Origin of the sequence: Paenibacillus solisilvae (genome assembly GCF_042656405.1) — a bacterium.
In the GTDB taxonomy this organism is placed as follows: Bacteria; Bacillota; Bacilli; order Paenibacillales; family Paenibacillaceae; genus Paenibacillus_Z; species Paenibacillus_Z solisilvae.
The window spans coordinates 23,567-48,401 of sequence record NZ_JBHSOW010000027.1 but is presented as its reverse complement, the minus strand read 5'-3'; the positions used below and the strand labels follow the sequence as shown (position 1 = coordinate 48,401).

At 51.1% G+C, this 24,835-nt stretch carries 21 protein-coding genes and 1 riboswitch; all 21 genes read right to left on the bottom strand.

Going from position 1 to position 24,835, the window contains the following annotated elements:
- Window positions 1–213: 213 nt before the first annotated feature.
- The 21 genes from spoIIE to mfd all read right to left on the bottom strand — a co-directional run bounded on the left by spoIIE (window position 214) and on the right by mfd (window position 24,792).
- On the bottom strand, window positions 214–2,709 hold the full coding sequence (gene spoIIE, locus ACFPYJ_RS07185) for a stage II sporulation protein E (RefSeq protein ID WP_379187402.1): 2,496 nt from the start codon (window positions 2,707–2,709) through the stop codon (window positions 214–216).
- A gap of 475 nt (window positions 2,710–3,184) precedes the next feature.
- Window positions 3,185–3,775 (bottom strand): S1 domain-containing RNA-binding protein, encoded by a 591-nt coding sequence (locus tag ACFPYJ_RS07180; RefSeq protein WP_379187401.1) that lies wholly within the window; start codon window positions 3,773–3,775, stop codon window positions 3,185–3,187.
- 163 nt (window positions 3,776–3,938) lie between these two features.
- Window positions 3,939–4,253, bottom strand: a complete 315-nt coding sequence (locus ACFPYJ_RS07175; RefSeq protein WP_379187400.1) for an FtsB family cell division protein — start codon at window positions 4,251–4,253, stop codon at window positions 3,939–3,941.
- Window positions 4,254–4,280: 27 nt separating this feature from the next.
- Window positions 4,281–4,919 (bottom strand): spore cortex biosynthesis protein YabQ, encoded by a 639-nt coding sequence (gene yabQ / locus ACFPYJ_RS07170; RefSeq protein WP_379187399.1) that lies wholly within the window; start codon window positions 4,917–4,919, stop codon window positions 4,281–4,283.
- The gene (gene yabP / locus ACFPYJ_RS07165; RefSeq protein WP_379187398.1) at window positions 4,916–5,200 is read right to left on the bottom strand and encodes a sporulation protein YabP; all 285 of its coding nucleotides are present in this window, start codon (window positions 5,198–5,200) and stop codon (window positions 4,916–4,918) included. The genes yabQ and yabP overlap by 4 nt, the downstream gene beginning before the upstream one ends.
- Window positions 5,201–5,359: 159 nt before the next feature.
- The gene (locus ACFPYJ_RS07160) at window positions 5,360–5,644 is read right to left on the bottom strand and encodes an RNA-binding S4 domain-containing protein (protein WP_379187397.1); all 285 of its coding nucleotides are present in this window, start codon (window positions 5,642–5,644) and stop codon (window positions 5,360–5,362) included.
- A gap of 2 nt (window positions 5,645–5,646) precedes the next feature.
- Window positions 5,647–5,919: an HU family DNA-binding protein gene (locus ACFPYJ_RS07155; protein WP_379187396.1), complete on the bottom strand. Its 273-nt coding sequence runs from the start codon at window positions 5,917–5,919 to the stop codon at window positions 5,647–5,649.
- 155 nt (window positions 5,920–6,074) lie between these two features.
- The gene (gene yabN / locus ACFPYJ_RS07150) at window positions 6,075–7,679 is read right to left on the bottom strand and encodes a bifunctional methyltransferase/pyrophosphohydrolase YabN (protein WP_379187395.1); all 1,605 of its coding nucleotides are present in this window, start codon (window positions 7,677–7,679) and stop codon (window positions 6,075–6,077) included.
- A 64-nt stretch (window positions 7,680–7,743) separates the two neighbouring features.
- Window positions 7,744–9,702 carry a putative polysaccharide biosynthesis protein gene (locus ACFPYJ_RS07145; RefSeq protein ID WP_379187394.1) on the bottom strand — a complete coding sequence of 653 codons (1,959 nt, stop codon included), beginning with the start codon at window positions 9,700–9,702 and terminating at the stop codon, window positions 7,744–7,746.
- Between the two features lie 161 nt (window positions 9,703–9,863).
- Window positions 9,864–10,406, bottom strand: a complete 543-nt coding sequence (spoVT, locus tag ACFPYJ_RS07140; protein WP_379187393.1) for a stage V sporulation protein T — start codon at window positions 10,404–10,406, stop codon at window positions 9,864–9,866.
- Between the two features lie 448 nt (window positions 10,407–10,854).
- Window positions 10,855–11,706, bottom strand: a complete 852-nt coding sequence (locus ACFPYJ_RS07135) for an ABC transporter ATP-binding protein (protein ID WP_379187392.1) — start codon at window positions 11,704–11,706, stop codon at window positions 10,855–10,857.
- Between the two features lie 18 nt (window positions 11,707–11,724).
- Window positions 11,725–12,525 carry an ABC transporter permease gene (locus ACFPYJ_RS07130; RefSeq protein ID WP_379187391.1) on the bottom strand — a complete coding sequence of 267 codons (801 nt, stop codon included), beginning with the start codon at window positions 12,523–12,525 and terminating at the stop codon, window positions 11,725–11,727.
- 6 nt (window positions 12,526–12,531) lie between these two features.
- Window positions 12,532–13,539 carry an ABC transporter substrate-binding protein gene (locus ACFPYJ_RS07125; RefSeq protein ID WP_379187390.1) on the bottom strand — a complete coding sequence of 336 codons (1,008 nt, stop codon included), beginning with the start codon at window positions 13,537–13,539 and terminating at the stop codon, window positions 12,532–12,534.
- A gap of 75 nt (window positions 13,540–13,614) precedes the next feature.
- A riboswitch (guanidine-I (ykkC/yxkD leader) is annotated at window positions 13,615–13,760 on the bottom strand.
- 133 nt (window positions 13,761–13,893) lie between these two features.
- Window positions 13,894–14,589: an urea ABC transporter ATP-binding subunit UrtE gene (gene urtE, locus ACFPYJ_RS07120; RefSeq protein ID WP_379187389.1), complete on the bottom strand. Its 696-nt coding sequence runs from the start codon at window positions 14,587–14,589 to the stop codon at window positions 13,894–13,896.
- Window positions 14,567–15,352, bottom strand: coding sequence for an urea ABC transporter ATP-binding protein UrtD (gene urtD, locus ACFPYJ_RS07115; RefSeq protein WP_379187388.1), 786 nt, complete (start codon window positions 15,350–15,352; stop codon window positions 14,567–14,569). Before urtD ends, urtE begins: the two co-directional genes overlap by 23 nt.
- A complete protein-coding gene (gene urtC / locus ACFPYJ_RS07110) occupies window positions 15,315–16,388 on the bottom strand; it encodes an urea ABC transporter permease subunit UrtC (RefSeq protein WP_379187405.1) in 1,074 nt (357 codons plus the stop codon). The genes urtD and urtC overlap by 38 nt, the downstream gene beginning before the upstream one ends.
- A 52-nt stretch (window positions 16,389–16,440) precedes the next feature.
- Complete coding sequence (gene urtB, locus ACFPYJ_RS07105; protein ID WP_379187387.1) at window positions 16,441–17,346, bottom strand: urea ABC transporter permease subunit UrtB; 906 nt, start codon at window positions 17,344–17,346, stop codon at window positions 16,441–16,443.
- Window positions 17,347–17,462: 116 nt separating this feature from the next.
- On the bottom strand, window positions 17,463–18,716 hold the full coding sequence (gene urtA, locus ACFPYJ_RS07100; protein WP_379187386.1) for an urea ABC transporter substrate-binding protein: 1,254 nt from the start codon (window positions 18,714–18,716) through the stop codon (window positions 17,463–17,465).
- A 336-nt stretch (window positions 18,717–19,052) separates the two neighbouring features.
- Entirely contained in the window at window positions 19,053–20,102 is a 1,050-nt protein-coding gene (locus tag ACFPYJ_RS07095; protein ID WP_379187385.1) for a lactonase family protein, read from the bottom strand.
- A gap of 84 nt (window positions 20,103–20,186) precedes the next feature.
- Window positions 20,187–21,257 (bottom strand): peptidylprolyl isomerase, encoded by a 1,071-nt coding sequence (locus ACFPYJ_RS07090; protein ID WP_379187384.1) that lies wholly within the window; start codon window positions 21,255–21,257, stop codon window positions 20,187–20,189.
- The gene (gene mfd / locus ACFPYJ_RS07085) at window positions 21,244–24,792 is read right to left on the bottom strand and encodes a transcription-repair coupling factor (RefSeq protein WP_379187404.1); all 3,549 of its coding nucleotides are present in this window, start codon (window positions 24,790–24,792) and stop codon (window positions 21,244–21,246) included. Before mfd ends, ACFPYJ_RS07090 begins: the two co-directional genes overlap by 14 nt.
- Window positions 24,793–24,835 lie beyond the last annotated feature (43 nt).

Sequence of the window (24,835 nt, the reverse complement as noted above, 5' to 3'; positions counted from 1 at the left end):
TTCACCCTCTCGCAATGATACTTAAATTATACAAGAAAAAAAGGCACATCCCCTCAAAAAAATGAGGGATGTGCCTTTTTATTCAGAAGGACTTTTTCAGTGGCCTCCTCCACGCGCGGCAGACTTTTTTTTACTTGATTCAAGTTCAAGGTTGCGCTTCTGCGCCTATTTCGTTAATTCAGGTTCTCGCTGCCGCTGACGTATTCGCATCTCTTAGCTCACCGTCCTTGGTCGTTCGACTTTGGCCATCCCCGGCCAGCGGAAGGTTGCCCATTCCGGCTGATGCTTGTCCACTCTAGCGACGACAACCGTCATATCATCGACGATATCGCCTTTATGGTAACGCACGACTGTATCGAGCAGGGAGTCGGCGATTTCTTGCGGGTTGTCGGTCCGGATTTCCTGGATGACCCGTTTCATCCACATCTCCTTATTAACCGCATGGCCCGGCGCATCATAAATCCCATCCGTCATCATAATAAGTGTGTCTCCCGGCTGCAGCTGTACGCGAATGAGATCAACATCAATGTCCTGCAAAATGCCGACCGGCAAATTATTCGCGGTAACCAGAATCACCTCATTTCCCCGTTTAATAAAGCTTGGCGTCGATCCGATCTTCATAAAGGTCGTCTTCGCCGTGTACATATCAATAAGAGCTACATCCACAGTTGCAAATATTTCATCGGACGAGCGGAGCAGCAGCACCGAGTTAACCGACTTGATAGCCAGCTTCTCATCCATGCCGGATTGCAGCAGTTGCTGAAGGATCGTCAGCGCCGTACTGCTCTCCTGTTTCGCCCGCTCTCCATTGCCCATGCCGTCACTGATCGCAACGGCAAATTTGCCATTGCCCAGTTCGACCGTGCTGAAACTGTCTCCCGACAGAAGGTCACCTCCCTTTGCAACCCCAGCTACGCCCGTTTCCACTTCATAGGCTTTGGCGGAACCGAACACGACAAGCGCGGGTTCGCCTGGTTTATCGGAGTACTTCTCCGACATGACCGCAATTGGCTCCCCCAGAATATCTGAGAGCAGCGGCGCTATAATTTTGCGGCATTCATCATATCCTCTGGCAAAGGTATGGTAGACTTCGACCTCCACATTCCCCTCCTCCAAGTTAACGACATCAATGCCATGTATGGATAAACCGAGCCCTTCGAGCGCCTCTCGGATCTGTTCTTCCTGCAAATGAAGTTGTTGTCCTTCCCGTTGAATCTCCCTGGCCAGATCCTCCATGACCTGCGATACGCCGGATAGCTGCTCGGCGACCAGCACTCTGGAATCATTGAGCTGCTTCCTCCACTGCAGATCATGCTGGTATAATTCATACTGCTGCTGCATAACCGTCAGCACCTGATGCGACTTGATACAGTGGACGCTCCATTCTTTGGGTACCTCCTTAGGCCCGAGGCGGCGTCCATCCTCTACCGTCGTCATCATATTCGTCATCATTTTGTACGTATCATAGAATTTACCCTCCCAACACATTTCCTTGCGATGACAAGAGCTGCAGGTCTTCTCCGCGGCCGCATTCATGAAATGACCCACCGTTTCTTCCCGATTGACAGCTTCATTCTCCCCTCCAATTTGTCCAAAACTGCGGGAAAGCTGGCGAAACACCTCCGAGAACTGGGATACCCGCTGAGCGGTTACATCTCTTACCCGCTTGGCGTACTCATGCTGTGTCTTGACATGCTCCTGCGTGCCCGGCACATATTTAGATATCGTACGAATGATCGAACGTGGAGTGAGCAGCAGGAGAACTGCCGCTGCGACCGATTCCCAAGTAGATGCCATCACATCGGTTTGGTTGCCCAGGTAGATTGATAAAATGGAGGAGCCAAGCAGCATCCCGAAGGCCACTGCCATTTTGCCTCCATCTCGCAATAATCCGGCAAGCAGCCCTGCAAAAGCCAATAAGCTCATCTGCATAATCGCATTCATATCGGCTAAGCTGAGAATCAATCCGGCAACGACGCCAACCGATGCCCCAAGCGGTGCTCCGCCTACCAGTGCAAAGAGGAGGAGCATATAACGGGACATCACATGTTCTGCAGATAAGCCGTATAATGTCCAGCCGACAGCACCTGTCATGACCGAAGCGAGCATAATCATTAAACAAATGATTTCTTCATTCTTCAGCGATGTTGTTTTCCTGGTCATCGTCAGGACAGGAATGGCTTGGATAAAGACAAGCGTCAGAACGAAGCTGAGCGCCGCTTCAACCGTTACCATCATAAACTCGTACCAGTTGAGCTTATCGGCGATGACTACGCCAAATAGCCGGACAAGCAACGTGGCCAGAAAGACCAGAATAGGTGCATACGAAAGCTCCGACCTTTCATAAGCTTCAAGTCCTTTGAAGAGCAGGAACACAACAGCAAGTTCCATCGCAATCCACATCGGCTCCGGCGTTACCGCCAAGAAGCTGCCGGCAATGATCGAGAGCCCGACCAAGCCGTATGCATCACGTCTTAAGAAATAAATGACTGCAAAGTATGCAACCGCAAAGGGTGTGAGTGACTCCAGAATAACAGCGCGGCCCAATAAAAATCCGACCGTCATTAAGACGAATGTCCATTTTCTTGTAGAGAACAATTGCACGATATGCCTTATGGCTGACCAGTTCATCCCTTTTTGAAGGGCTGCTTGCACGAAGCTTGTCCGTTGAACGCCTGGGAACATCACTACGTTATGCTTGTCCGTCATTGATCAAGGCACCACCATTCCGTTTTTATTGTTCTCTCAGTATAGGAGCTGATTTCTAGAAAGTTTGTCAGAAAGCGTTGTCATTCAAAAATTTTTTTCCGACAAAATTGCCGCAGCTGCCGTTTCATTGTCACTGCTGCGGCAACCTAGAGACGGCCTGACTTTGAGCGTTAACTTACTTCACCCCCCAGTCGCTGGTTCAACAAAATATGTAACTGACTTTCTACAACAAAGAGGCGAAACGCCGTCCGAACCTGTCGGGATTGGTGGAGAACAAGGGAAAAGTTTTTGTTTGACGAGTCATAAACGGGGGTACTGCTGCATAGTTGGGGCTTTAATTGCCACTTGGATACGGAAGAATAAACGAGTCCATTTTCCAATCCATACAAAAAGGGTACCTCCTTCGCCAGTTATGCTGACGAAGGAGATACCCTCTTCCTGCGATCGACCTCCTGATCGATCACCATTCATATACTTAAACGCGCTTCGCTCCACGTCCACCACGTTTGGATTCCGTATTCTTCTTAATCGAAGATGCGCGTTCTTCACTATCTTTCAAGAAACGAGAAACTTTATCCTCGAATGTTGGTTTGCCGTAAGCAGGTTTACCGCCGCCAGCTTTGTTAAACGGACGACCACCGCCACCGCCTCCGCCGCCACCAGCACGATTGAAACCGCCGCCTCCGCCGCCGCCTGGTCCACGATCTCCGCCAGCACGATTGAAGCCACCGCCTCCGCCGCTTGGTCCACCGCCAGTACGGTTAAATCCGCCGCCACCTGGTCCACGATCGCTGCTGCGCTCGCGTGCAGGAGGTGCAGAACCTTCTGGCCGATCTATTGCCTGCTTAATCGAAAGTCCGATTTTCCCGTCTTTGTCTACATTAATGACCTTCACTGTAACGACATCTTCCAGCTTTAGATGGTCTTTAACATCCTTGACGTAATTATCGGCAATTTCTGAGATGTGAACGAGCCCTGTGACACCTCCCGACAAATCGACGAATGCTCCGAAATGCGTAATACCTGTCACTTTGCCCTCTAACTTAGCGCCCACTTCAATTGCCATAGGTAAAAATGTTCCTCCCTAACCGTTATGCGAAGCTGTTAGCTTCGAAATAAAGCCGCATATCCAAAAAAATATGACGTTGAGCCGCTAAAAATGCTGTTACTAACGTGATTATAACGCAATGTAAGAAGCAAGGCAACAGGCGGACTCACCGATTTGAGCGCTATTCGACGACTTGAATTTGCGTCTCGCCTTTCTGCACCATACCTTGCTCTTTCGTTGCTATTTGACCAATATACTCTTTGTCATTCAAACGAGCTACCTGCTGCTGAAGATCCTCCATCTGCTTGGTCGCCGCCGCAATCTTCTGCTGCGCATCGGCAAGTTTAAGCTCTGCTTGTCCTTGCCGATCGATCTGCGAAAATAACGTATATAACGCCCAGCCCATGAATAAAGCAACGACGATAAACCAAAGCTTCAGCCTACGCTTCGTTCCTGCATATACAGCTGTCTGATTCGATTCCACTGCCGTCTTCATTTCATAGACCCCCTGACGTATAGATGATTAATCCACTTTGTCCTTCTTGCGGTCCCTTATGCGATGCCATAGCTTTATCGTTTGCTGCTTAGCTGCCGCGTATCTCTCGCGTATACGCCACCTTTGCAATAAGGGCTGCCCCCAGCTTGCAATCCACCGTCCGATCGGACGAATAAGCGGGGATAACATCCACTTAACCAAAAGCCATAGAGGACGAAACAATTGTATCATAACTTTTATCAGGAACATAGTAAATGCCAGTAAAAACGCAAAAATCAGTTTAGTAAGCTTATAGAGCAGCTGCAGCGGCCGGATGATAAATACAACAAACATGCGGATAACAAATTGAATGATCGCGCGGATAGCACGGATGATGCCGTGAACCAGCAGAACTACGATTTTACTGAAAAGCCAATAATAGCAGCCGATGCCCAGCAGCAGCCCCAGAAAGATGTATGCCCGCACCTCGCCCTCATTGCTTGCGGACAATACTTGAAACACGGCAATTGTGGCGGCGATCCAATAGAGAAGATCGAACACGGGTATCCACCAACGGCTGATCCGGAGCTCGTCCGATATGACGCGGTAGCCGTCGAATACGATACCCATACCGATGCCTGAGAGCAGCATCGTGAACATCGTCCACCATTGCACACTTAAACTCACTTAAACAGCTTCCCGAACAAGCCCTTCGACTTCTGGGCTGTATTCCCGTCCAAGTAGGCGAGCGAATGGACGAGTCCTTCAATAGCAACCAGCCCTTGTTCCAGGCTTAGATGCTTCATGTGCAAGTTTTGTCCTCGAATCGCTAAGAAGCCGAGATCCGTTTCGAGCAGAAACTCTTCATTATCGAAGCTTTCCACATTCATCACGCCGGTAATCTCCAGTAATTTTCGATTCAGCATTTTGACTTCCTGGCGCTTCTGGCCCTTCCCTTGGTCGTTCATAGTCTGTCCTCCTCAAAAAACTAGCCTGGTTTCTACTAAGACTAGATTATGGGAGTAGGACAGGTTTTAGAACAAAGCTGCACAAGTTGATAGTCGACATAGAGACAAAAAAAGCTGTTCCAATTCGATCTCAAAGGATCTCTTGGGACAGCTTCATTCCTAGGCCTGCCAATCGAATTTGTTCTCCGGTTGGCGCGTCTCTTCTTTCAACACGGTATACATCCCGCTCGCCTCGTCCTTCTTGGTGGTCTCCGCGATCCGCTCGATGCGGACGGTAACTACCTTCTGGCCGTATTGAATCATGAGCTCGTCGCCGGCTTTGACGGTGCTGCTCGCTTTGGCTTCCCGGGAGTTGATCCAGACGCGTCCTTGATCGGATACGTCCTTGGCGACGGTACGCCGCTTGATCAACCGTGATACTTTAAGAAACTTATCCAGACGCACGACTACTTGATTGCGTCTTTCAACTTATTGCCGGCTTTAAATGCAGGAACTTTGGATTCCGCGATTGTGATAGGGTTGCCTGTTTGCGGGTTGCGGCCTGTACGACCGGAACGTTTGCGGGTTTCGAATGTGCCGAAACCGATCAATTGAACCTTGTCGCCGCCTGCAAGTGCTTCAGTAACTTCACCCAAGAATCCGTTAAGTACTGATTCTACATCACGTTTAGTCAAGCCGCTCTTTGTTGCAATGTTGTTAATCAAGTCCGTTTTGTTCATGGTTAACTTTGCCTCCTAGATTTCCATTATCGAGATACTATTCTGCTTGCCGCCAAATAAATCCTGCCTACTGGAAAATTTTTTTGCGAAAAATGGGAGAATTAGACGAATTTTGACGAAAATGAGTGAGCATAACAAGAAGTAGATCTACTTTTCTAGGAAAACCGCTTGGCTTCCTCCCAAAATTTATCCATCTCTGTTAAATCAGTTTGGTCAAAGGTTCGCCCACTTATACGGAGCTGCTCCTCAATATATGAAAAACGTTTTTTAAATTTGAGATTCGTACGCGCAAGCGCTTCTTCCGGATCGGCCTGAATGAACCTGGAAGCATTGACCGCAGCGAACAGCAGATCCCCAAGCTCAGCGGCCTGCTCTTCCGCATCCTTGGAAGCTATCGCCTCGCGCAGCTCGCCAAGTTCTTCCTCAATCTTATTCAGCACCGGTGTGATCTCATCCCAGTCGAAGCCGACTTTAGCCGCTTTCTTCTGAATCTTATAAGCTTTCATCAGCGCCGGAAGGTCCGGCGGGATTCCATCGAGCTGCGAGGCTTTGGCCGGATCGATGCCCTTACGGCGTTTTTCCTCCGCTTTCATCTGCTCCCAGTTTGCGAGAGCTTCCTTGGAATTATTCGCGCCTAGGTCGCCAAACACATGAGGATGGCGGAAGATAAGCTTCTCATTCAGGGACTCAATCACGTCATAGACGGTAAAGGAGCCGACTTCCTCTTCGATTTGACTGTGCAGCATGACCTGCAGGATGACATCGCCAAACTCCTCGCGCATACCGTCCGGATCATCGTTATCAATCGCTTCAATGGCCTCATAGGTTTCTTCAATGAAATTTTTGCGAAGCGATATGTGAGTCTGCTCGCGATCCCATGGACAGCCCTCTGGACTGCGCAGGATACCGACAATCTCATGAAGCCGTTCAAAAGAACGATTGCGCAGCGTTTCGTCGGTCGACCGCGGCAGCCAAATCAAGGATAAATTGCCGAAGCCGGGGGTACGATCCAATTCATAAAGCGGCACGGATAATATCTGCTCCTGACCGGCAACGCCAAGAGCGTGCCCAACGACGATGACATGGTCATCAGGAAGCCGCTCCATGAGCGTCAGCTTCACATCCGATGCCGTATATTCATCATAGACTTGGCCAATAACCGTATGCAGCTCCGGCCTCAGCAGAGATGCCTTCAAATCCGCGGCGTCAAGCAGCTGAAATCCTTCAATGGGATCAAAACCAAGACGTGTAAAGGCTTGATCGAGGAAACTCTCCCCGCCCAGAACCGTCAGCGTGATACCCTTCTGCGGGCAGCGCTCGCGCAGCAGCTGCACCGTGCGTTCAGCTACCATCGGGTGGCCGGGAACGGCGTAAATGATTTCGCTCGAGGAAACCGCGCCCGATGAAAGAGATGCAGAGCTAGTTGCATTCGAAGCAGCCGTGGCCGCTGGTGAAGGGCCGCTGGCCGCGGTAATCGGAGCGCCAGTTGAAGCCTCGTCACCTGCAGCAAGCTGCAGCGCTTCTTTGATCAACGCTTCGGTAATCGCTTCGTAGACATCCGGAAAGGAGTCGAGCTGTTCATACAAGCTGTCGAATGACTTGTACGTCAGCTCATTGTCCCGGAAAAGCTGCATCATCGGATGATCTTCCGTTCTGACATAGCGGTGCGCAGCGCCTTGGAGTCTGCGCCACACACCTAGCGTTAATTGATCGGCATTCCCGGATCCGAGACCGACGACTGTAATGGATGGTTCCCTCATCTATGTACCCTCCTTTGGGTTACCGTAATCGCCTAGGCGGCTGCGGTTATGAATGATTGATTGTTTACTTGCGGCCAGAGCGGCGGCTTTGGGGCAACAGCCGCCAATTTTGCAAGCGGGCGGCCAGCGCTTCGCCGCCCGGGAGCGCGCGCAGCTCGCGCGCCGTGATGCCGCCGCAGCGAAGCATAGCGGCGGCGAAGACGGCTCCGCCAAGGGCGACGCCGCCGAGCGCAAGCGCGGCGGCCGCAGCCCTTGGCGGCAGTGGGCCGAGCAGCGCAGCAGCGCCGCGCTCGGCCAGGACGAGCGCCGCGGCCGTGCACGCGAGCGCAAGTCCAATGCCCGCGGCGCCGCTCGCGGGCATAGCCGCGCCAGCGGCGCGGCGCACGGCGCCCGCGCTCAGCAGGGCGGCGGCCGTGAGCGCGGCGATGCCCGCGCAGGCTGCGCCGGCCGTGCCAAACGCCGGCACGAGCGCGGCATTGAACGCGGCCTTGAGCAGCGCGGCCGCGAGCATAAACAGCGCCGGGGCACGCACCGCGCCGAGCCCCTGCAGCGCCGCAGCCGCAACGGCATTGACGGTTCCCGCAAACGCCGTTAAGCCCACGAGTGCAAAGGTCCGCGAGCCTGTATCGTCCGCGTACAGCATAACATTAATGGGCTCGGCAAGTAAGGCGAGCCCAAGCGCAGCGGCTGCGCCAACCGCCCAAGCAGCCCGCATAACCAGAGCTGCCTGCTGTTTCACCGCGCCATGATCCTTGCGCGCCCGAGCTGACGCCAGCGCAGGAACGAGCGCCGCCCCCATCGCGCCGGCAACCATAACGACCAGCTGCACAAGGGGCTGTCCCCGTCCGTACTGGCCAAACAGCGACATCGCCTCAGCCGCCTCCATACCCGTACCCTTCAGCAGCCGCGGAACCGTAAAAGCATCCACTACACTAAGCGCGGGTACCGCAAGCGCACCAAGAGTGACAGGGATGGCAAGCAGCGCAAGCCTGCGAATCTGCTGCCAAATCCCTAACCCGCCAGACCCTTCAGCCGAGATTGCCGCTGCAGAATCCCTATTCCCTTTATTCACGCTCTTGAACGCTTTAAACCCTTCTTTTTTCCCACCGCTAAATCCAGATTGATCTTCAGCATGATCTTCAAATCTTCCATTCAATCTCTGCTTAGCCTGATCTCCAGATTCCACATTCATTTCTCCAGCCGCATCTTTGGCCTCATCAGGAACGACCGCCGTACTCGCTTCATTCCATCGGCCGCCAAGCCCAGCTGCAATGCCTGACCTGCCGGCTCTTCGTTCACGGAGGCCATATACCGCCATAACGGCTAATCCCGCGGCACCGCCGAAGGCAGAGCCGGAGGTTGCGCCGGCGGCAAGCGCTGCATCGGACCAGCTGAACTGCCAGCCGATCCACAGCATCGTAATCATTGCCGTAACGCGGACCAGCTGCTCGGATAGCTGTGAAACGGCTGAAGGCAGCATCTGCCCTCGCCCTTGATAATAACCGCGGAGCGCTGCCATAACCGGCGTGAACCACAAGGCCAGCGATGCCGCCTTAACGGCTTGTACCGTGCTCGGGTCGCCGATCCAACCCGCAATTTGATCCGCTCCAAGCCACATCAGCATGAACCCCGCGATGCCGCTTAGGAAGAGCAGGAGCATGCTTGCCTTCAGCACACGCCTTGCTCCCAAGCGATCATCAACGGCTTCATGCTCGGCTACCAATAGGGATACAGCAACCGGAAACCCCGCTGTAACCATAACAAGCAGCAGCTGATAAAGCGGATAAACCGCGTTATAAATACCAAATACCCGGTCACCGGCTACATTTTGCAGCGGAATCTTCTGCAGGGTACCGATAACCTTGCTTATCAGCATCGCCAGCCCCATCAGAGCGGCGCCTTTCCAAACAACCCTATCCCCGCGGCTCTTCATCTCTGCCTTCTTCTTCTGCACGAAATCATTCTTCTCTTGCTCTATGCTTGCCAGCCCCTCTTTACCTGTTGAAGAGGCGGTTATCTTCATCCACTCACTCTCCAAAAGCTTACACCCGCCCTGCTTCTTCACCTTCCCTTATTATACCTGAAAGCGAAGGGCTGTGAACGTCTTCTGACAAAGCCTTTATCATCCGCTCAACAAGAAAAAAGCTTCCATGAAGATCACTCTCTTCAGGAAGCTGCTTGTGTTTATTGTTCCATTTGCTTGGCTAGAAACCCGGCTGCCGTTTCAGCCATTTTGATTTCCATCTGCGCCATTTTGACGCTGTCATCTTTGCTTAGCAGGACAACGGTTCCAATCGGATCTCCACCTGCAACAATTGGGGCAGCTACGAAAGAACTGAAGTTCTCGCTAATATCTTTGACGACCTCGAACGATCCGCCGCCTGATTCGTTAACCGTTTTGCGGTTTTCCATACAGCTTTCAAGCAGTGATCCGATTTGCTTCTCCAAATATTCCTTTTTCGGTGCTCCTGCAACTGCGATAATATTATCCCGATCTGTGATTAACGTGATGTGATTGGTACTCTCGGATAGAGAATCAGCGTATTCTTTGGCAAAATCACCGAGCTCTCCAATCGGGGAATATTTCTTCAGAATAACTTCACCGTCACGATCAACGAATATTTCGAGCGGGTCGCCCTCGCGTATACGCAGCGTGCGGCGGATTTCCTTTGGTATGACGACCCGGCCGAGATCATCAATGCGACGAACAATTCCAGTTGCTTTCATGTTCTAGTTGCCCCACTTTCCTTGAAGGTTTTGAATTGGACTGGATGCAGGCTGCTTCTCTATCGCTTAAGAAGAAAGGCTACCGCCGTCCCACTGGCAGCGCTGGTAAACTGACGCTGAACGATGGCGGCGACTGTCGCCGTCCTTTTGGGGCGATATAAGTTTCTTCCCTCACGTATTGATATTTCAAGAGGAGCGGATCCTTGAGTGGTGGTGAATGCGAATCTGACCATAGTATTCATCCACTCCCAATTTCTTATGCAAGGAGTAAAAGGCTTCAAGCCTTGATTCTCCGCTGATGGATTCAATTCCCATTAATGGTTATCCAGTTTATCCCTCTAACCCCTGCATAAAGAAAAACAAAAGCATCCTTTCTCTTCATTAGAAGAGGCAGGATGCTGCGTTTCCATGTCTTATTCATTACTAGGATTTACCGTCTTTGGACGTTTTACTCGTGCTTCAACAGCTGCCCTAGCTCCCGCTTCAAGGCGAGAAATTCCGGATGTTCCCGAACCTCAGGCGACCGCTGTGCAGGCAGCTTAACGTCAAAGATCTTGAGGATGCGTCCGGGATTAGACCCCATAACGACAATCCGCTGCGATAAAAAAATCGCTTCATCGATATCATGCGTGATGAAGAGGACCGTCGTCTTCTCTTTCTCCCACACCTCAAGCAGCATTTCCTGCATTTCCAGCTTCGTTTGCGCATCGAGCGCACCGAATGGTTCATCCATCAACAGCACCTTAGGCCGGTTGGCAAGCGCTCTGGCAATGGCCACACGCTGCTTCATTCCGCCGGACAGCTGCTTCGGGTAAGCTTTCGCAAAGGATTCCAGCTTAATAACCTTCAAAAAATAATTGCTGATCGATCTGCGTTCGAGCGTCGGTATGCCCTTCAGCTTCGGACCGTATTCAATGTTCTCGCGGACGGTCAGCCACGGAAATAACGTATAACCTTGAAAGACCATCCCCCTGTCTGCACCCGGTCCGATAACCTCTTCACCATCGACGGTAACCGAGCCGTCCGTGAGCTCATCCAGCCCGGCTACGATGCGAAGCAGGGTCGATTTGCCGCAGCCGGAAGGGCCTACAATCGTTACAAATTCATTGGTGCCAATGGACAAGTCAATATTCTTCAACGCTTCAAACCGGGATTTCTTCGACTCATAAATCTTCTGAAGATGGTGAATGCCAATTTCTCCTTTGGGGGAGAAAGACTTCATGTGAAGCTCTATATCTGTTCCTTCGTCATTGACCTCAGCACTTCCTGCAGCCTGAATCTCCTCTTTGATCGTTTCCATTGCCTCACCTCCTAAGAATTAAGCCCAAGGATACAAACGACGGTTCAAGAAGGCAAAGATCCGGTCGCTAATAAGACCAAGCAAGCCAATCACGATGATACCAACGAAGATTTGATCCGTATTGAGGAACCGCTGTGCCTTCATAATTGCAAATCCAAGTCCGCTGTTCACCGCAACCAGCTCCGCAACGACTAAGTAGGTCCATGCCCAGCCAAGGATGAGCCTCATCGTATTCATCAGCTGCGGCATGATTGCCGGAATCAGTACCGTCTCAATCGCTTTCCAGCGCCCTGCGCCAAGAGTGAAGGAGGCCTGCAGCAGATCATGAGAAACGCGGCGCGTATTATCGGCAACCATAAGCACGAGCTGGAAGAAGCAGCCGATGAAGATCAGCAGGATTTTGGCCCACTCCCCAATTCCAGCCCATACCATGATAAGCGGAATGAAGGCAACCGCCGGCATATAGCGGATAAATTCCATCGGCGGCTCGACAATCGCTTCTCCAAGCTTAAACGTACCGGCAAAAATACCGATCGGGATACCGATGACACAGGCCAGCACGAAGCCTGCCGAAACCCGAAACAAGCTAATGCCGATATGGTGCCAGTACGAACCTGTGCTGAGCAGACGGAACATTTCAAGCAGCACTTTATGCGGCGTTGGCAGGAATACTGGATTCACCGCTTTGGTGTAGCTGAGCAAGGACCACACCAAAAGCAGCAGAATAAACGAGAACCCCGCAGCTAAGGCGAACGGCCTCCCGCCGATCTCCTTAAATATTTGCAAACGATGCGGCTTTCGGCGTTTTGGCGCGTTCATCCTTCATCACTCCTTAGCGGCTTTTTCAACAAATTGTGAATCGAAGAGAACAGAGAAATCTTTAATCTCATCCACCATGTCCAGCTTCTGCAAGAAGTCCGCTGTTTTCTCCGCTGTGTAAGCCAGCGAAGTGTAGTCATCCCGTTTACCGAAAGCTTCAACGTTATCCGCCGCCGAAAAGATTTTAATGCTGTCCAGCCCAAGCTTGAAGTCTTCAGGTGTGGTCTCCGCCTTCTTCGCCATCAGCTCAATCGCTTCATCCTGATGGGTCTTGAAGTATGCTAAAGCTTCAAACCAAGCATCAACGATCTTCTGAATGTCATCCGCACGGTCTTTCACGACGTCATCGCGGAACACGAGCAGATCCGGAATAAGTCCCGGTGTATCTTTGGAGGAGAAGAGTACCTTGCCCTTGCCTTCCTTGACCGCTTTGGTCTGGAATGGCTCCCATAGAACGGATGCATCGGTTTTACCGGAGATGAAGGCCGGGCCTGCATCGTTGACCGTCATATTAACGTAGTTGATATCGCTCTCCTTCAAACCATTCTTGTCGAGGGCGGTCAGCAGCAGCAGGTGATCAACCGTTCCGAGCTCAGTCGCTACGGTTTTGCCTTTCAGATCCTTAATGGATTGAATATCCGGTTTGCTGACAATCGCATCTCCGCCGAACGAGTTGTCATTTACAAGAACCGCCTTAAGCCCAATGCCTTTGGAGGCTGGGGCGAGCGTGTCACTTAGCGTTTGGCTGTTGGCATCCACTTTGCCCGTTGCCAATGCCTGCAGGGAATCACTGTATACGGGGAACCATTTGAGATCTACTTTCACATCATGCTTGTCGAAGAAGCCCTTCTCATCGACTAAGTACCAGAAGAACCAGCCCGGCCAGGGACTCAGAGCAATCGTAATCGGCTCATCGGCGCTGTTTGACGTTTCCTTAGCACCACCGCATCCTGCAAGTACGGCAATCATAGCTGCTGTCAGTAATACGGCGACATTCCGTTTCATTTTACTCATTTCTCTCCCACTCCCTTGGTATTTTCTTTATAAATCCTGGTTATCGATCTATAAAAAGAAAAAGCCTTGGGAGCAATCTCCCAGGCTTTTGTCCTTCCGTGTTATATGGCTGAACCGCCCTTATGTGAACGTCCCTGCCATACGCCGCCTCTTGGACCAGCCTGATCAAAAGAATAAGCGCGCTCACTCTTCTGCATCACGGAACCCTAGACAGCATTTTGTTCTCCCTATAAGAGCAGAGAACCTATATATAGTTGTCATTCGAAGATTTGTTAAATAATATAACATCTATTTGTATTGTAAGAGTGGAGCCTACCCTTTGTCAACGTCCATGTTAGGTTTTATAACATATAATTACACTGTCAAATAATGCCGGATGACTTCCTCATTCAAATCAGCCAATTTTCCCTCCCAGGCAACTGCGCCCTTCTCCAGAATATAGAAATAATCGCCGACGCTCTTCACAAACTCAAGACTCTGCTCCGCCAGCAAAATTGCCGTCTTTCCATCTGCCTTGATGGACCGGATCACATCCCGGATATCATCGACAATGGAGGGCTGAATCCCTTCGCATGGCTCATCGAGCAGCAGCATCTCCGGCTCAGAAGCTAACGCCCTGGCAAAAGCAAGCTGCTGCTGCTGCCCGCCGCTAAGATCGCCTCCACGCCTGCTGTACATGGTTTGCAGCACAGGAAATTTCTCAATCGCCGCCTCTGGTATCGTTCTTCTCTTCTGCCTAGATGCTTCAAGTCCAAGCAGCACATTCTCGAATACCGTCAACTGCGGGAAGATCTCTCTGCCCTGCGGCACATAACCAATTCCCTGCTTCGCTCGTTCACCAGGCGCACGCTTCGTAATATCCGCATCCTTATAGGAGACAGAGCCTCTGCGCGCTTTAAGTACGCCCATGATACTCTTCATTAATGTTGTCTTCCCTACCCCGTTTCGTCCCAGCAGGCAGACAACCTGGCCCGGCTTCACCTTAAGCGTCACATCACGCAGAATGACGCTCTCTCCATATCCCGCTTCAAGCTGTTGAACGGCTAGCATCGACATCCCGCCTTTTGCCCAGATATACTTCCGCTACGCGATCATCGCGCTGTACTTCTTCCATAGATCCTTCTTTAAGCAGCTTACCCTCGTGCATAACGGTTACCTTGCTCGCAAAATTACGGACGAATTCCATATCATGCTCCACAACCACGATCGACTGCGTCAGTCTGATCTCCTGAAGCAGTTCGCCGGTTTTCTCCGTTTCGTTATCCGTCATGCCTGCTACCGGCTCATCGAGCAGCAGAATCTCCGGCTCCTGCAGCAGCATCATCCCGATCTCCAGCCACTGCTTCTCGCCGTGGGATAATCCGCCCGCCCGCCATTCCCCCTTATCCTCAAGCCCGATCATTGCCAGCTGCGCATCAATCCGCTCGCGGTCCTCTGAGTGCAGCTTAGCCCGCATCGCCGCAAAAACACCCCGGTGCTGCTTCATGGCAATTTCAAGATTCTCGAACACCGTGAGCGATGCAAAGATCGAAGGCGTCTGAAATTTGCGCCCGATGCCCATTTCCGCAATTTGATGTTCCTTCTTCTTCGTAATATCAACCGATCCGCTGAATATCACCCTGCCAAAGGTCGGTTTTACCTTCCCGCAAATTACGTCCAGCATCGTTGTTTTACCAGCACCGTTGGGACCGATTAGAAAACGCAGCTCCCCTTTTTCCAGCTTGAAATTCATCCCTTGCACGGCTTTGAATCCGTCAAAATCGACGGTCACTTCACTACACTGCAGGATAACGGACTCCATCTGCTCCTTCATCTGCCGTTTTCCTCCTTCCAAGTCGTTTGAATGGTCCCAACAGCCCTGCCGAACCCTTGGGCAGGAAAACAACGACAACAACGAACAGCGCACCCATAAAGAACAGCCAAATATTCGGATACGACTCACTGAACGCGCTCTTTGCCGAATTAAGCAGAATCGCTCCAAGCGCAGCCCCGAATAACGTCCCTCTTCCTCCGATCGCTACCCATAACACCATTTCAATGGAAGGTACAATCCCCATCATAGACGGAGAGATGATGCCGACATGCAGGACGAACAGCATGCCCGCCAGACCCGCCAGGCCCGCTGAGATACTGAAAGCCACCATCTGATAGAGCGCCGGATTGTAACCGATAAACCGCACCCGGTTCTCGCCGTCGCGAATGGCCCTCAGCACCTTGCCAAACCGGCTTTTGACCAGAAACCTGCAGAGTGCGTAAGCGGCAATAAGCACGACAACTGTGATGAAATACAAGCCCCGCTTCGTATCCGGAGAAGCAAGCGAATAACCAAACAGCTTCCCGTAACCTGTCAACCCATTTGTTCCTCCGGTGTACGCCTGCTGGCCAACGAACAGGGTAACCGTAATAATAACTAACGCTTGCGTCAGAATCGTAAAATAAACGCCGCGTATCCGATTGCGGAAGGTAAAGTACCCGAGAAATAACGCCAGCAGCGCCGGCAGCAGCAGGCCCGCAGTGACTGCGAAGCCGAAATTCTCGAAAGGCTTCCAGAACCATGGCATTGCGGTTAACCCGCTCCAATCCATGAAATCAGGCAGCTTGCCGCCGCTGGCCTGCATTTTGAGATACATCGCCATTGCATACCCGCCAATACCGAAAAATACCCCATGCCCCAAGCTGAGGATGCCGGTAAACCCCCATATCAAATCAAGCCCTAAGGCAACGATGGCATACGCTAGAAATTTAGCAAGCAAATTGAGCCGAAAATCGCTTAGCACCAGCGGTGCGCAGAACAGAATCACCGCAGCCGCCGCATATCCCGCCAGCAGCCAAAGCCGCTGGGAGGACATTTTTCGCAGTTGTAGTTGCATGTTTTCCCCACCTTCCTAAAGCTCAAGCCGGTTAATCGAGTGAACGCGTCCGCATCGCGACAAAGCCCATCGGCCGCCACTGCAAGAACGCCACAATACAGATAAACACAAGCACTTTGCCAAGCGACGCATTCGTCCAATATTCGAATAACGTGTTCGACATCCCGATACCCAGAGCTCCAAATACCGTACCCACCAGTTTACCGACACCGCCAAGCACAACGACCATGAACGCATCCACAATATAATAGGTGCCTATTGAAGGCCCTATCGGACCGATTAATGTGAGCGCGCAACCCGCAATACCGGCAATACCCGAGCCAACCGCGAATGTCATTGCATCCACTTTGCGCGTCGATATCCCCAGACATGCAGCCATTTCACGATTTTGCATAACCGCTCTCATCCTGCGTCCCGAATGACTGCGATAAATATACAGGTACATGACGAACAAACAAACGAGCACCAGTCCAATAATGAAGATTCGCTTATAAGGCAGCACCACATCGCCCATGAGCGTCATTCCGCCGTTGAGCCATTCCGGGCTCGTTACCCCAACGTTCTGCGCGCCGAAGATGGACCTTGCCAGCTGCTGCAGCATCAATCCGATTCCCCATGTAGCCAGCAAGCTGTCGAGCGGTCTTCCATACAGGAAGCGAATGAGGGTCATTTCCAGCAGCATTCCGAAGGCGAAAGCAACGATAAAGCTGACAGGGATGGCCAGTAGGAAGTACAGTCCAAACACGGATTGCGGGAAGTAGGAGGAGAACATATTCTGAACGACATAAGCCGCATACGCTCCGATCATAATAAGCTCCCCATGCGCCATGTTAATGACTTTCATAAGGCCAAAGGTGATAGCCAGCCCAAGCGCAATTAAAAGAAGAATCGAGCTGACGCTTATACCGTTAAACAGCTGAAGCACAATAACATCCATAATTTCACCCCTTGCTTTCAAGCTTTTTGTACAACAAGGGAAGCATCCGAAGAGAACACCGACGAATACTTCCCCTGCTCCAACTTTATTATGATTAATGGGAGGATGATTATTTATTAGCTGCCTGAGCTTAATCTGGCTGCCCAGTCATATCCTTTAAGGTATGGATCAGGTTTAACCGGCTCGCCGGAGTTCCAAACCTCATTGAACTGGCCGTCGCTTTGCACTTCTCCGATCCGGACGGTTTTGTAGATATGTTGATTATCGCCGTCGATTTTGATTTTACCCTCCGGCGCATCCCACTCCAGACCTTTAGCCGCCGCCTTAACTTTGTCAACATCGACGGAGCCCGCTTTCTCAACGGCTGCCGCCCATAAGTAAACGGCATCATAGCCGGCTTCAATCGGATCTGCCGTTACGCGGTCATCCCCGTATTTCTTCTTGTAATTTTCAACGAAGGTTTTGTTGGCCGGTGTATCTGTTGTTTGGTAATAGTTCCACGATGCCAGCGATCCTGCCAGAACATCAACGCCGATACTGCGGATCTCTTCTTCAGCCACGGAAACAGATAATACAGTCAGATCCTTCGAGGTAATACCGGCATCTTTCAATTGCTTGAAGAATGCGACGTTACTGTCACCGTTCAGCGTGTTAAACACGACCTCCGGCTTTGCTTCTTTAATTTTGCTTATAATTGTCGCGTAATCAGTGTGGCCAAGCGGCGTGTACTCCTCCCCTGCCAGCTCGCCTCCTTCAACCTTCAGCTGCTCTTTAATGATTTTGTTTGCTGTGCGGGGGAACACGTAGTCAGAACCCAGCAGGTAGAACTTCTTGCCTTTGTTCTTGATCAGCCATGTTACCGCAGGCACGATTTGTTGGTTGGTTGTAGCGCCGGTGTAGAAAATGTTGGGCGAGGACTCAAGTCCCTCGTATTGAACCGGATACCAGAGAAGACCGTTAAGTTCTTCGAAGACCGGCAGCATTGCTTTACGGCTTGAAGACGTCCATCCTCCGAATACGGTAGCGACCTTATCCTCAGAGATCAGCTTGCGCGCTTTCTCTGCGAATGTCGGCCAATCGGAAGCACCGTCTTCAACTACAGGCACGATTTTCTTCCCTAACACGCCCCCTTTGGCGTTGATTTCATCGATAGCCATCATTTCTGAATCTTTTACCGATACTTCACTAATGGCCATTGTTCCGCTAAGCGAATGAAGAATGCCGACTTTGATTTCGTCTCCTGCTGCTGCTGCGCCGTCCGAGCCTGAATTGGTTGTCGTCGCGGCCTCATTGTTCTTCCCGCATCCCGCCAGAACCAAACAGAGCGCAATTGATAAGAAAACAACACTTTTCCAAACGTTCTTCTGCATACTCCCACTCCCCAACCCATTTTTTTCTCTATTCCGAACGTTTACTTGGAGTATTCTTCCATCGTTCGTGAATTCATTATAATTTCGCCCCCTCTTCTATGTCAATATAGTTTACACAAAAGTTTCGATCAGACTACTTTTTGATGAAATTCTGTTTATATGATTGGATATTATGTTATATATATGTTATATATAGATGAATTTCTCTTAAATCAGAGCAAAATAAACAGATTTATCGACGATTTACCCTATATTTATTGCTTAACCTAACATTAATATGACATATATAATGAAAAAAAGACCCCCGGATAGGGGTCTCCTCATTCAAGGAATTAATTATACCAAACAAATGCATACAGGCGCTTTAACCTGAATTTCATGGCCGGTTGCTTGTAAACGTCCACTCTCAGGATCAATGCGGCAGCTGACGATATTATTAGAATCCTGATTAGCGATTAGGACATAACGATTATCTGCTGTAATGGCAAAGTTACGCGGTGTTCGGCCGCCGCTTGAGGCATATTCCACCACAGCCAGCTGTCCATCCTGCAGCACTTGATAGACGGCTAAGCTGTCATGCCCGCGATTGGATGCATACAAATAACGGCCGTCAGATGTGAGATGAATATCTGCACAGGTGCTTTCTCCTGTATAGGACTCCGGCAGCGTGCTGATCACTTGAAGCAATGTCAGCCCGGAGCTCTCGCTGTCATAGTTATATACAGATACGGTGCAATCCAGCTCATTGACTACATAGAGCAGCTCCTTATCCGGATGGAAAGCGAAGTGGCGAGGACCTGCCCCAGGAGCAGTCTTCGTCTCGTGATGCGCAATGAGACGCCCCGTTTCTCCCTCCAGCCGGTAATGAACCAGCTTATCCGTACCCAGATCGGCGACAAGCACGAATCGATTCGCACGGTCCACAATAGCGGAATGCGGATGCGCCGCTTCCTGCCGGTCATCGCGCGGTCCTCTCCCCGTATGGGTAACATGATCGGCTAAGCCGGCAAGCACGCTATCCTCACCCAGCTTGAATGAGCATACATTGCCTCCCATATAATTCGTAGTAATTACAAAACGCTGCTGCTGATCCACAATGAGATGACATGGAGACCCGCCCAATGTCGACAGCTCTGTTACCGCTTCCAAGCGGCCCCGCTCCGGATTTCTGCTATAACTAATGACACTTCCATGCTCACTTCCGCCAACTTCGCTTACAGCCAATAATGTTGTTCCCTCGCGATCCAGCGTCAGAAAAGAAGGATTCTCAATGCCGATTGTTCCCTCTTCCAAGTCCATCTGACCGGTTTCCTCGTCGAACCTTGCGGAATAGATGCCTTCTTCTTCCTTACGCGCATAAGAACCAATGTAAAATTGCCGCTTCATCATGATCCCTCCATGTAAAGGTTGTTGTATACAAAAACAAGCTCAACCACCTTAGGCTGAGCTTGTCCGTTACACCATCATCGTTTACTTTGTTCCTGTCTTCTCGTCGGTTTTAGCCGCATCGTCTTTTGTGGTTGTATCATTCGTTTTGCCTGCATCTGTTGCAGCTTCAGGCAATGTGATTTTCACATTCAGCTTCTCAAGATCCTTGGTCACAAAATCATTCATTTTCGCTGCGGCAACAGCCTGCTTCAGCCCAGTAAGATCCTCGGCTTTCAGCTTATCGAATGGAGTTGGCGTCCGTTTCTCCACCTCCATAACATGATAGCCGTAGGAAGATTTAACCGGGTCCCCGACTTTGCCGATCTCTTGTTTGTTCGCAGCGTCTTTGAACTCGGCAACCCAAGCTTTAGCCTGCTGATTCTCATACAAGCCGCCATTTTCCTTGGATCCATCATCTTCGGAATACTGTTTGGCAAGTGCTTTCCAGTCTCCGCCCGCATCCAGCTTCTGCTTCACTTCTTTTGCAATCTTCAACGCTTCTTCATCTTTACGCTTCTCCGCGCCAGTTTGCGGGTCAACGGTACCGATTAGAATATGACGGACGCTGATCACGTTAAAGTCATCTTTGGTTGAATCGTACTCTTTTTTCACGTCCGCATCCGTTACTTTACCCTCTTGATCCTGCTGGATAACGGTAAGCACCGTGTAGAAATATTTAATTCCTTCCTCGTCAAGACCGCCCGTATCCAGCTTCTTCTTCAATTCAGCGTCCTTGTCGATTCCGTTAGTTTTGAAATTGTCGTAGAATTTACCCGCTTCTGCTTTAACCTTATCCTTCGCAGCGTTATCAATCTTCGCGTATAACACTTTGTAGGCGATATATTGGCGTAGAACTTGCTCTTTCAGCTGTGGAATGCTCAAATACATATCCGCCTGCTGGTTCATGAAAACACCGTAAAAAGTCGTATACTTGTTAAATTCAGTCTCCGTTACTTTGCCGTCCGTATACGTTGCAATGACTTTACCTTCTCCGGCTCCCGGAGCACCTCCGGCCTCTTCCTTGCTCTTACCGCATCCTGCTGCAAGCAGGGCGATGAGCATCACTGCAAGTACAAGCAGAATGCTTTTCTTCGAGTAGCTAGTGCGCAACATCCTGTAGTTCCCCTTTCGACTGAATGGTGTCTTTGTAATGGGTTAAAAAGCGTTCTAGCAGCTCAAGCTTCTGCTCCATCGCAAGTCCTTTCCCTCTTAACTGCACGAGTGGGTAAGGCTCTTGGCCAGTTGAGCGCTTGAACCTGTTTTCCAATTGCAGACATAGCTGGTCAACCTTCTTGTTGTCAAAGCGCTGCTTTTCCCGTTCTGCGAACCGCAAGGTAATATCGTCACCTTTACCGCTAATTTGCTCAATTCCGCATGCCGCTCCAAATACTTTGAGCCGCGCTACCGAAAGCAGGTTATCGACGGATTGCGGCAAATCTCCAAAACGGTCGACGAGCTCATCGCGCAAGTCGTCCGCTTCCTCGAAGGAGCGCAGAGTTGCCACTTTTTTGTAGATCTCTATCTTCTGTATGCTATCGTAAATATACGCTGAGGGCAAGTACGCATCTATACTCATATCGATCACCGTGCTGACTTCCTTCACGGTTTCGACTTCGACTCCGTCCATGTCAGCTTTGCGTTTAGCGATTTCATCGGCCAGCATCTGAGAGTACAAATCGAAGCCTACCGACGCGATGAAGCCATGCTGCTCGGCGCCAAGCAGATTGCCCGCCCCCCGGATGGAGAGATCGCGCATGGCGATTTTGAAGCCGGAACCGAGCTCCGTGAACTCTTTAATCGACTGCAGCCGTTTCTCTGCCACCTCGGTCAACACTTTGTCCCGCTGGTAGGTGAAATAAGCATAAGCAATCCGGTTGGACCGGCCCACGCGTCCGCGCAGCTGGTACAGCTGGGAAAGCCCCATTTTATCCGCATCATGCACGATCAGCGTGTTGACGTTCGGGATGTCGACGCCCGTCTCAATAATGCTCGTGCTGACAAGCACATCGGATTCCCCGTCCAGGAAGTCGAGAATCGTCTTCTCCAGTTCCTGCTCGGACATCTGGCCGTGCCCGACCGCAACCTTCGCATCAGGAACGAGCGCGTTAATTTGCTCCGCCATCTGATGGATACCCTGAACGCGGTTATAGAGGTAATACACCTGACCGCCCCGCGCTAGCTCCCGCTCTATTGACTCACGGACAAGAGACGGGCTGTACTCCACCACATACGTTTGGACCGGGAACCGGTTCTCGGGCGGAGTCTCGATTACGGACAAGTCCCGCACGCCCAGCATCGACATATGCAGCGTCCGGGGGATCGGAGTCGCCGTCAATGTGAGCACGTCAACATTGGTTTTCAGCCGTTTCAGCTTCTCTTTATGGGAAACCCCGAAACGCTGTTCTTCGTCGACAATCAGCAAACCCAAATCTTTAAAGATAATATCCTGCGATAATAACCGGTGTGTCCCGATGACAACATCGACCGTCCCGGCTTTGATTCCTTTCATCGTATCGGTCTGTTCCTTCTTCGAACGGAAACGGCTTAAAACTTGAACGTTGAAAGGAAAGCCGGAGAAACGCTCCCGGAATGTCTCATAGTGCTGCTGTGCCAGAATCGTCGTCGGAACGAGAATGGCCACCTGCTTGCCCTCAATGGCGGACTTGAACGCCGCACGGACCGCAACCTCTGTCTTCCCATACCCAACATCGCCGCACAGCAGCCGATCCATCGGCCGCTTGGTCTGCATATCCTTCTTGATCTCTTCAATCGCCCGCAGCTGGTCCCTCGTCTCATCATACGGGAACATCGCTTCAAATTCCTGCTGATAGGTCGTATCCGGGCCGAATGCGAAGCCTGTAGTGGCTTGACGCTCTGCATAGAGCTTAATCAGGTCGTCGGCAATGTCTTTAACCGATGCTTGAGCCTTGCTCTTGACGCGTGTCCATTCGCTGCCGCCAAGCTTATAGACCTTAGGCTCTTTCTCCTCCTGGCCCACATACTTCTGGATCATGTCGATCTGCTCAATCGGCACGGAGAGCTTATCTCCGCCTGCGTAGACGATATGAATGTAGTCCTTATGGATGCCCGCAATTTCAAGCGTGCCAATCCCAATATATTTGCCTATACCGTGGTTCTGATGAACGACAAAATCGCCCACCTTCAGCTCGGTGTAGCTTTTAATCCGCTCGGCATTTTCGATTTTCTTATCCATCCGGCGGGCTTTACGCTGCTTCTGAGAGAACATCTCACCCTCTGTAATAACAATCAAGTGAATGGAAGGCAGCTCAAAGCCGGTTTGCAGATTACCCTCAATCAGTGCCGGGGGCTCAATTCCATAATCGTCGAGGACACGGCGCATCCGTTCCATACGATCGGCGCTGCCCGCCATCATCATGACCGTTGCACCGGCTTTTCGCCAGCGGTCCATCTCGGTCTTCAGCACATTCATCTGCCCGTGAAAATTCTGCATCGAACGGCAAACCACATTCAGAATGTTCTGCGGCTGCGTATGCGGAATCTGTCTCAGGAACAAAGACAGGAACAAAGTCGGGAATGGACGGTGATAGAGAACCTCATCCGAAGGCCTGGCAATCGGCAGACTTGGAAGTGCCTTACCGTTCGATAGCAAATGCGTCGCCCATTCGGCTTCATCCCGCTCCAACTGGCGGCCCGTCTCGATAAGCCGTGTCGGCTCGTCATAAATAAGCAGCGTATCCTTTGGCAAATAATCAAAGAGCGTCTGACGCTCCGGGTAGAGCAATGAAATATATTTATAGATTTCCGGAAAATACTGATGGTCGCGGAGCTTATCGATTTCTTGGCCAATTTCTGCTCTAAGCTTATCTTTAGCTACGCGGTCTGTCATTTTCTGCAGCTGCTGCTCCAAACGTTCTGCGGCCTGCTGCGCGGCATTCTCAAATCTGGTTTGATCCGCCGTCAGTTCTTGGCATGGCGGAATGATATAGCTCTGAAGCTTCTCAAGCGAACGTTGATCCGCAGGATCGAATGTTCGAATAGAGTCAATCTCGTCATCGAACCATTCGATTCGGTAGGGATGGCTGGTGGTCAGCGGATAGAGATCGACAATGCCGCCGCGTACGCTCATTTCCCCTTTTCCCTCGACCTTCTCGACGCGCACATAACCAAGCTCGACCATTTGACGTAAAAACGCTTCCATTGGCAGCAATTGACCTACATTCAGCTCGATCCGAGACGATGCCATAACCTCGCTCAGAGGCAGATATCGCCGAACCCCCGAGAAAGGCACGACAACAATCCCGCGATACCCTTGCGACAATCGGATAAGCACATCCATCCGCTGCGCAAGAATCTCCGGGCTTGATATAGCCGCTTCGGCGGCAACTAATTCATTCGCTGGATAAAGCAGTACTTCATCCGGGGATAAGCATTCCACTAGGTCCTCGGCGATCTTCTGCGCTGCGAACATATTATGCGTGACAACCAGCAGCGGCTGCTCAAGCTCCCGCTTCAAGGCGGCAATCATCACTTGCCTCGATGAACCGGCGAGTCCGGAGATCAGCTGCTCCCGCATTCCTTTTCTTATTCCAGATACGATGGATTGATAGTCCATATCTGCGGCGTAAGCCTCTAGTAATGCTTTCAATGCACAGGCACCTCGTTTCATTCCACAGGCACGGAATATCATGGTGACGACTTCGATCGAAGCC

Bases quoted from the DNA above. Each gene is read 5' to 3' on its own strand.
- ACFPYJ_RS07130 (WP_379187391.1), bottom strand. From the start codon at position 12,525: ATGAACGCGCCAAAACGCCGAAAGCCGCATCGTTTGCAAATATTTAAG.
- urtD (WP_379187388.1), bottom strand. From the start codon at position 15,352: ATGAAGGAGCAGATGGAGTCCGTTATCCTGCAGTGTAGTGAAGTGACC.
- urtE (WP_379187389.1), bottom strand. From the start codon at position 14,589: ATGCTAGCCGTTCAACAGCTTGAAGCGGGATATGGAGAGAGCGTCATT.
- ACFPYJ_RS07090 (WP_379187384.1), bottom strand. From the start codon at position 21,257: ATGTTGCGCACTAGCTACTCGAAGAAAAGCATTCTGCTTGTACTTGCA.
- ACFPYJ_RS07125 (WP_379187390.1), bottom strand. From the start codon at position 13,539: ATGAGTAAAATGAAACGGAATGTCGCCGTATTACTGACAGCAGCTATG.
- spoVT (WP_379187393.1), bottom strand. From the start codon at position 10,406: ATGAAAGCAACTGGAATTGTTCGTCGCATTGATGATCTCGGCCGGGTC.
- ACFPYJ_RS07145 (WP_379187394.1), bottom strand. From the start codon at position 9,702: ATGAAGATAACCGCCTCTTCAACAGGTAAAGAGGGGCTGGCAAGCATA.
- urtB (WP_379187387.1), bottom strand. From the start codon at position 17,346: ATGGATGTTATTGTGCTTCAGCTGTTTAACGGTATAAGCGTCAGCTCG.
- yabP (WP_379187398.1), bottom strand. From the start codon at position 5,200: ATGAACGACCAAGGGAAGGGCCAGAAGCGCCAGGAAGTCAAAATGCTG.
- urtC (WP_379187405.1), bottom strand. From the start codon at position 16,388: ATGTCCTCCCAGCGGCTTTGGCTGCTGGCGGGATATGCGGCGGCTGCG.
- ACFPYJ_RS07135 (WP_379187392.1), bottom strand. From the start codon at position 11,706: ATGGAAACGATCAAAGAGGAGATTCAGGCTGCAGGAAGTGCTGAGGTC.
- ACFPYJ_RS07095 (WP_379187385.1), bottom strand. From the start codon at position 20,102: ATGAAGCGGCAATTTTACATTGGTTCTTATGCGCGTAAGGAAGAAGAA.
- mfd (WP_379187404.1), bottom strand. From the start codon at position 24,792: ATGAAACGAGGTGCCTGTGCATTGAAAGCATTACTAGAGGCTTACGCC.
- yabN (WP_379187395.1), bottom strand. From the start codon at position 7,679: ATGAGGGAACCATCCATTACAGTCGTCGGTCTCGGATCCGGGAATGCC.
- ACFPYJ_RS07155 (WP_379187396.1), bottom strand. From the start codon at position 5,919: ATGAACAAAACGGACTTGATTAACAACATTGCAACAAAGAGCGGCTTG.
- spoIIE (WP_379187402.1), bottom strand. From the start codon at position 2,709: ATGACGGACAAGCATAACGTAGTGATGTTCCCAGGCGTTCAACGGACA.
- urtA (WP_379187386.1), bottom strand. From the start codon at position 18,716: ATGCAGAAGAACGTTTGGAAAAGTGTTGTTTTCTTATCAATTGCGCTC.
- ACFPYJ_RS07180 (WP_379187401.1), bottom strand. From the start codon at position 3,775: ATGGCAATTGAAGTGGGCGCTAAGTTAGAGGGCAAAGTGACAGGTATT.
- ACFPYJ_RS07175 (WP_379187400.1), bottom strand. From the start codon at position 4,253: ATGAAGACGGCAGTGGAATCGAATCAGACAGCTGTATATGCAGGAACG.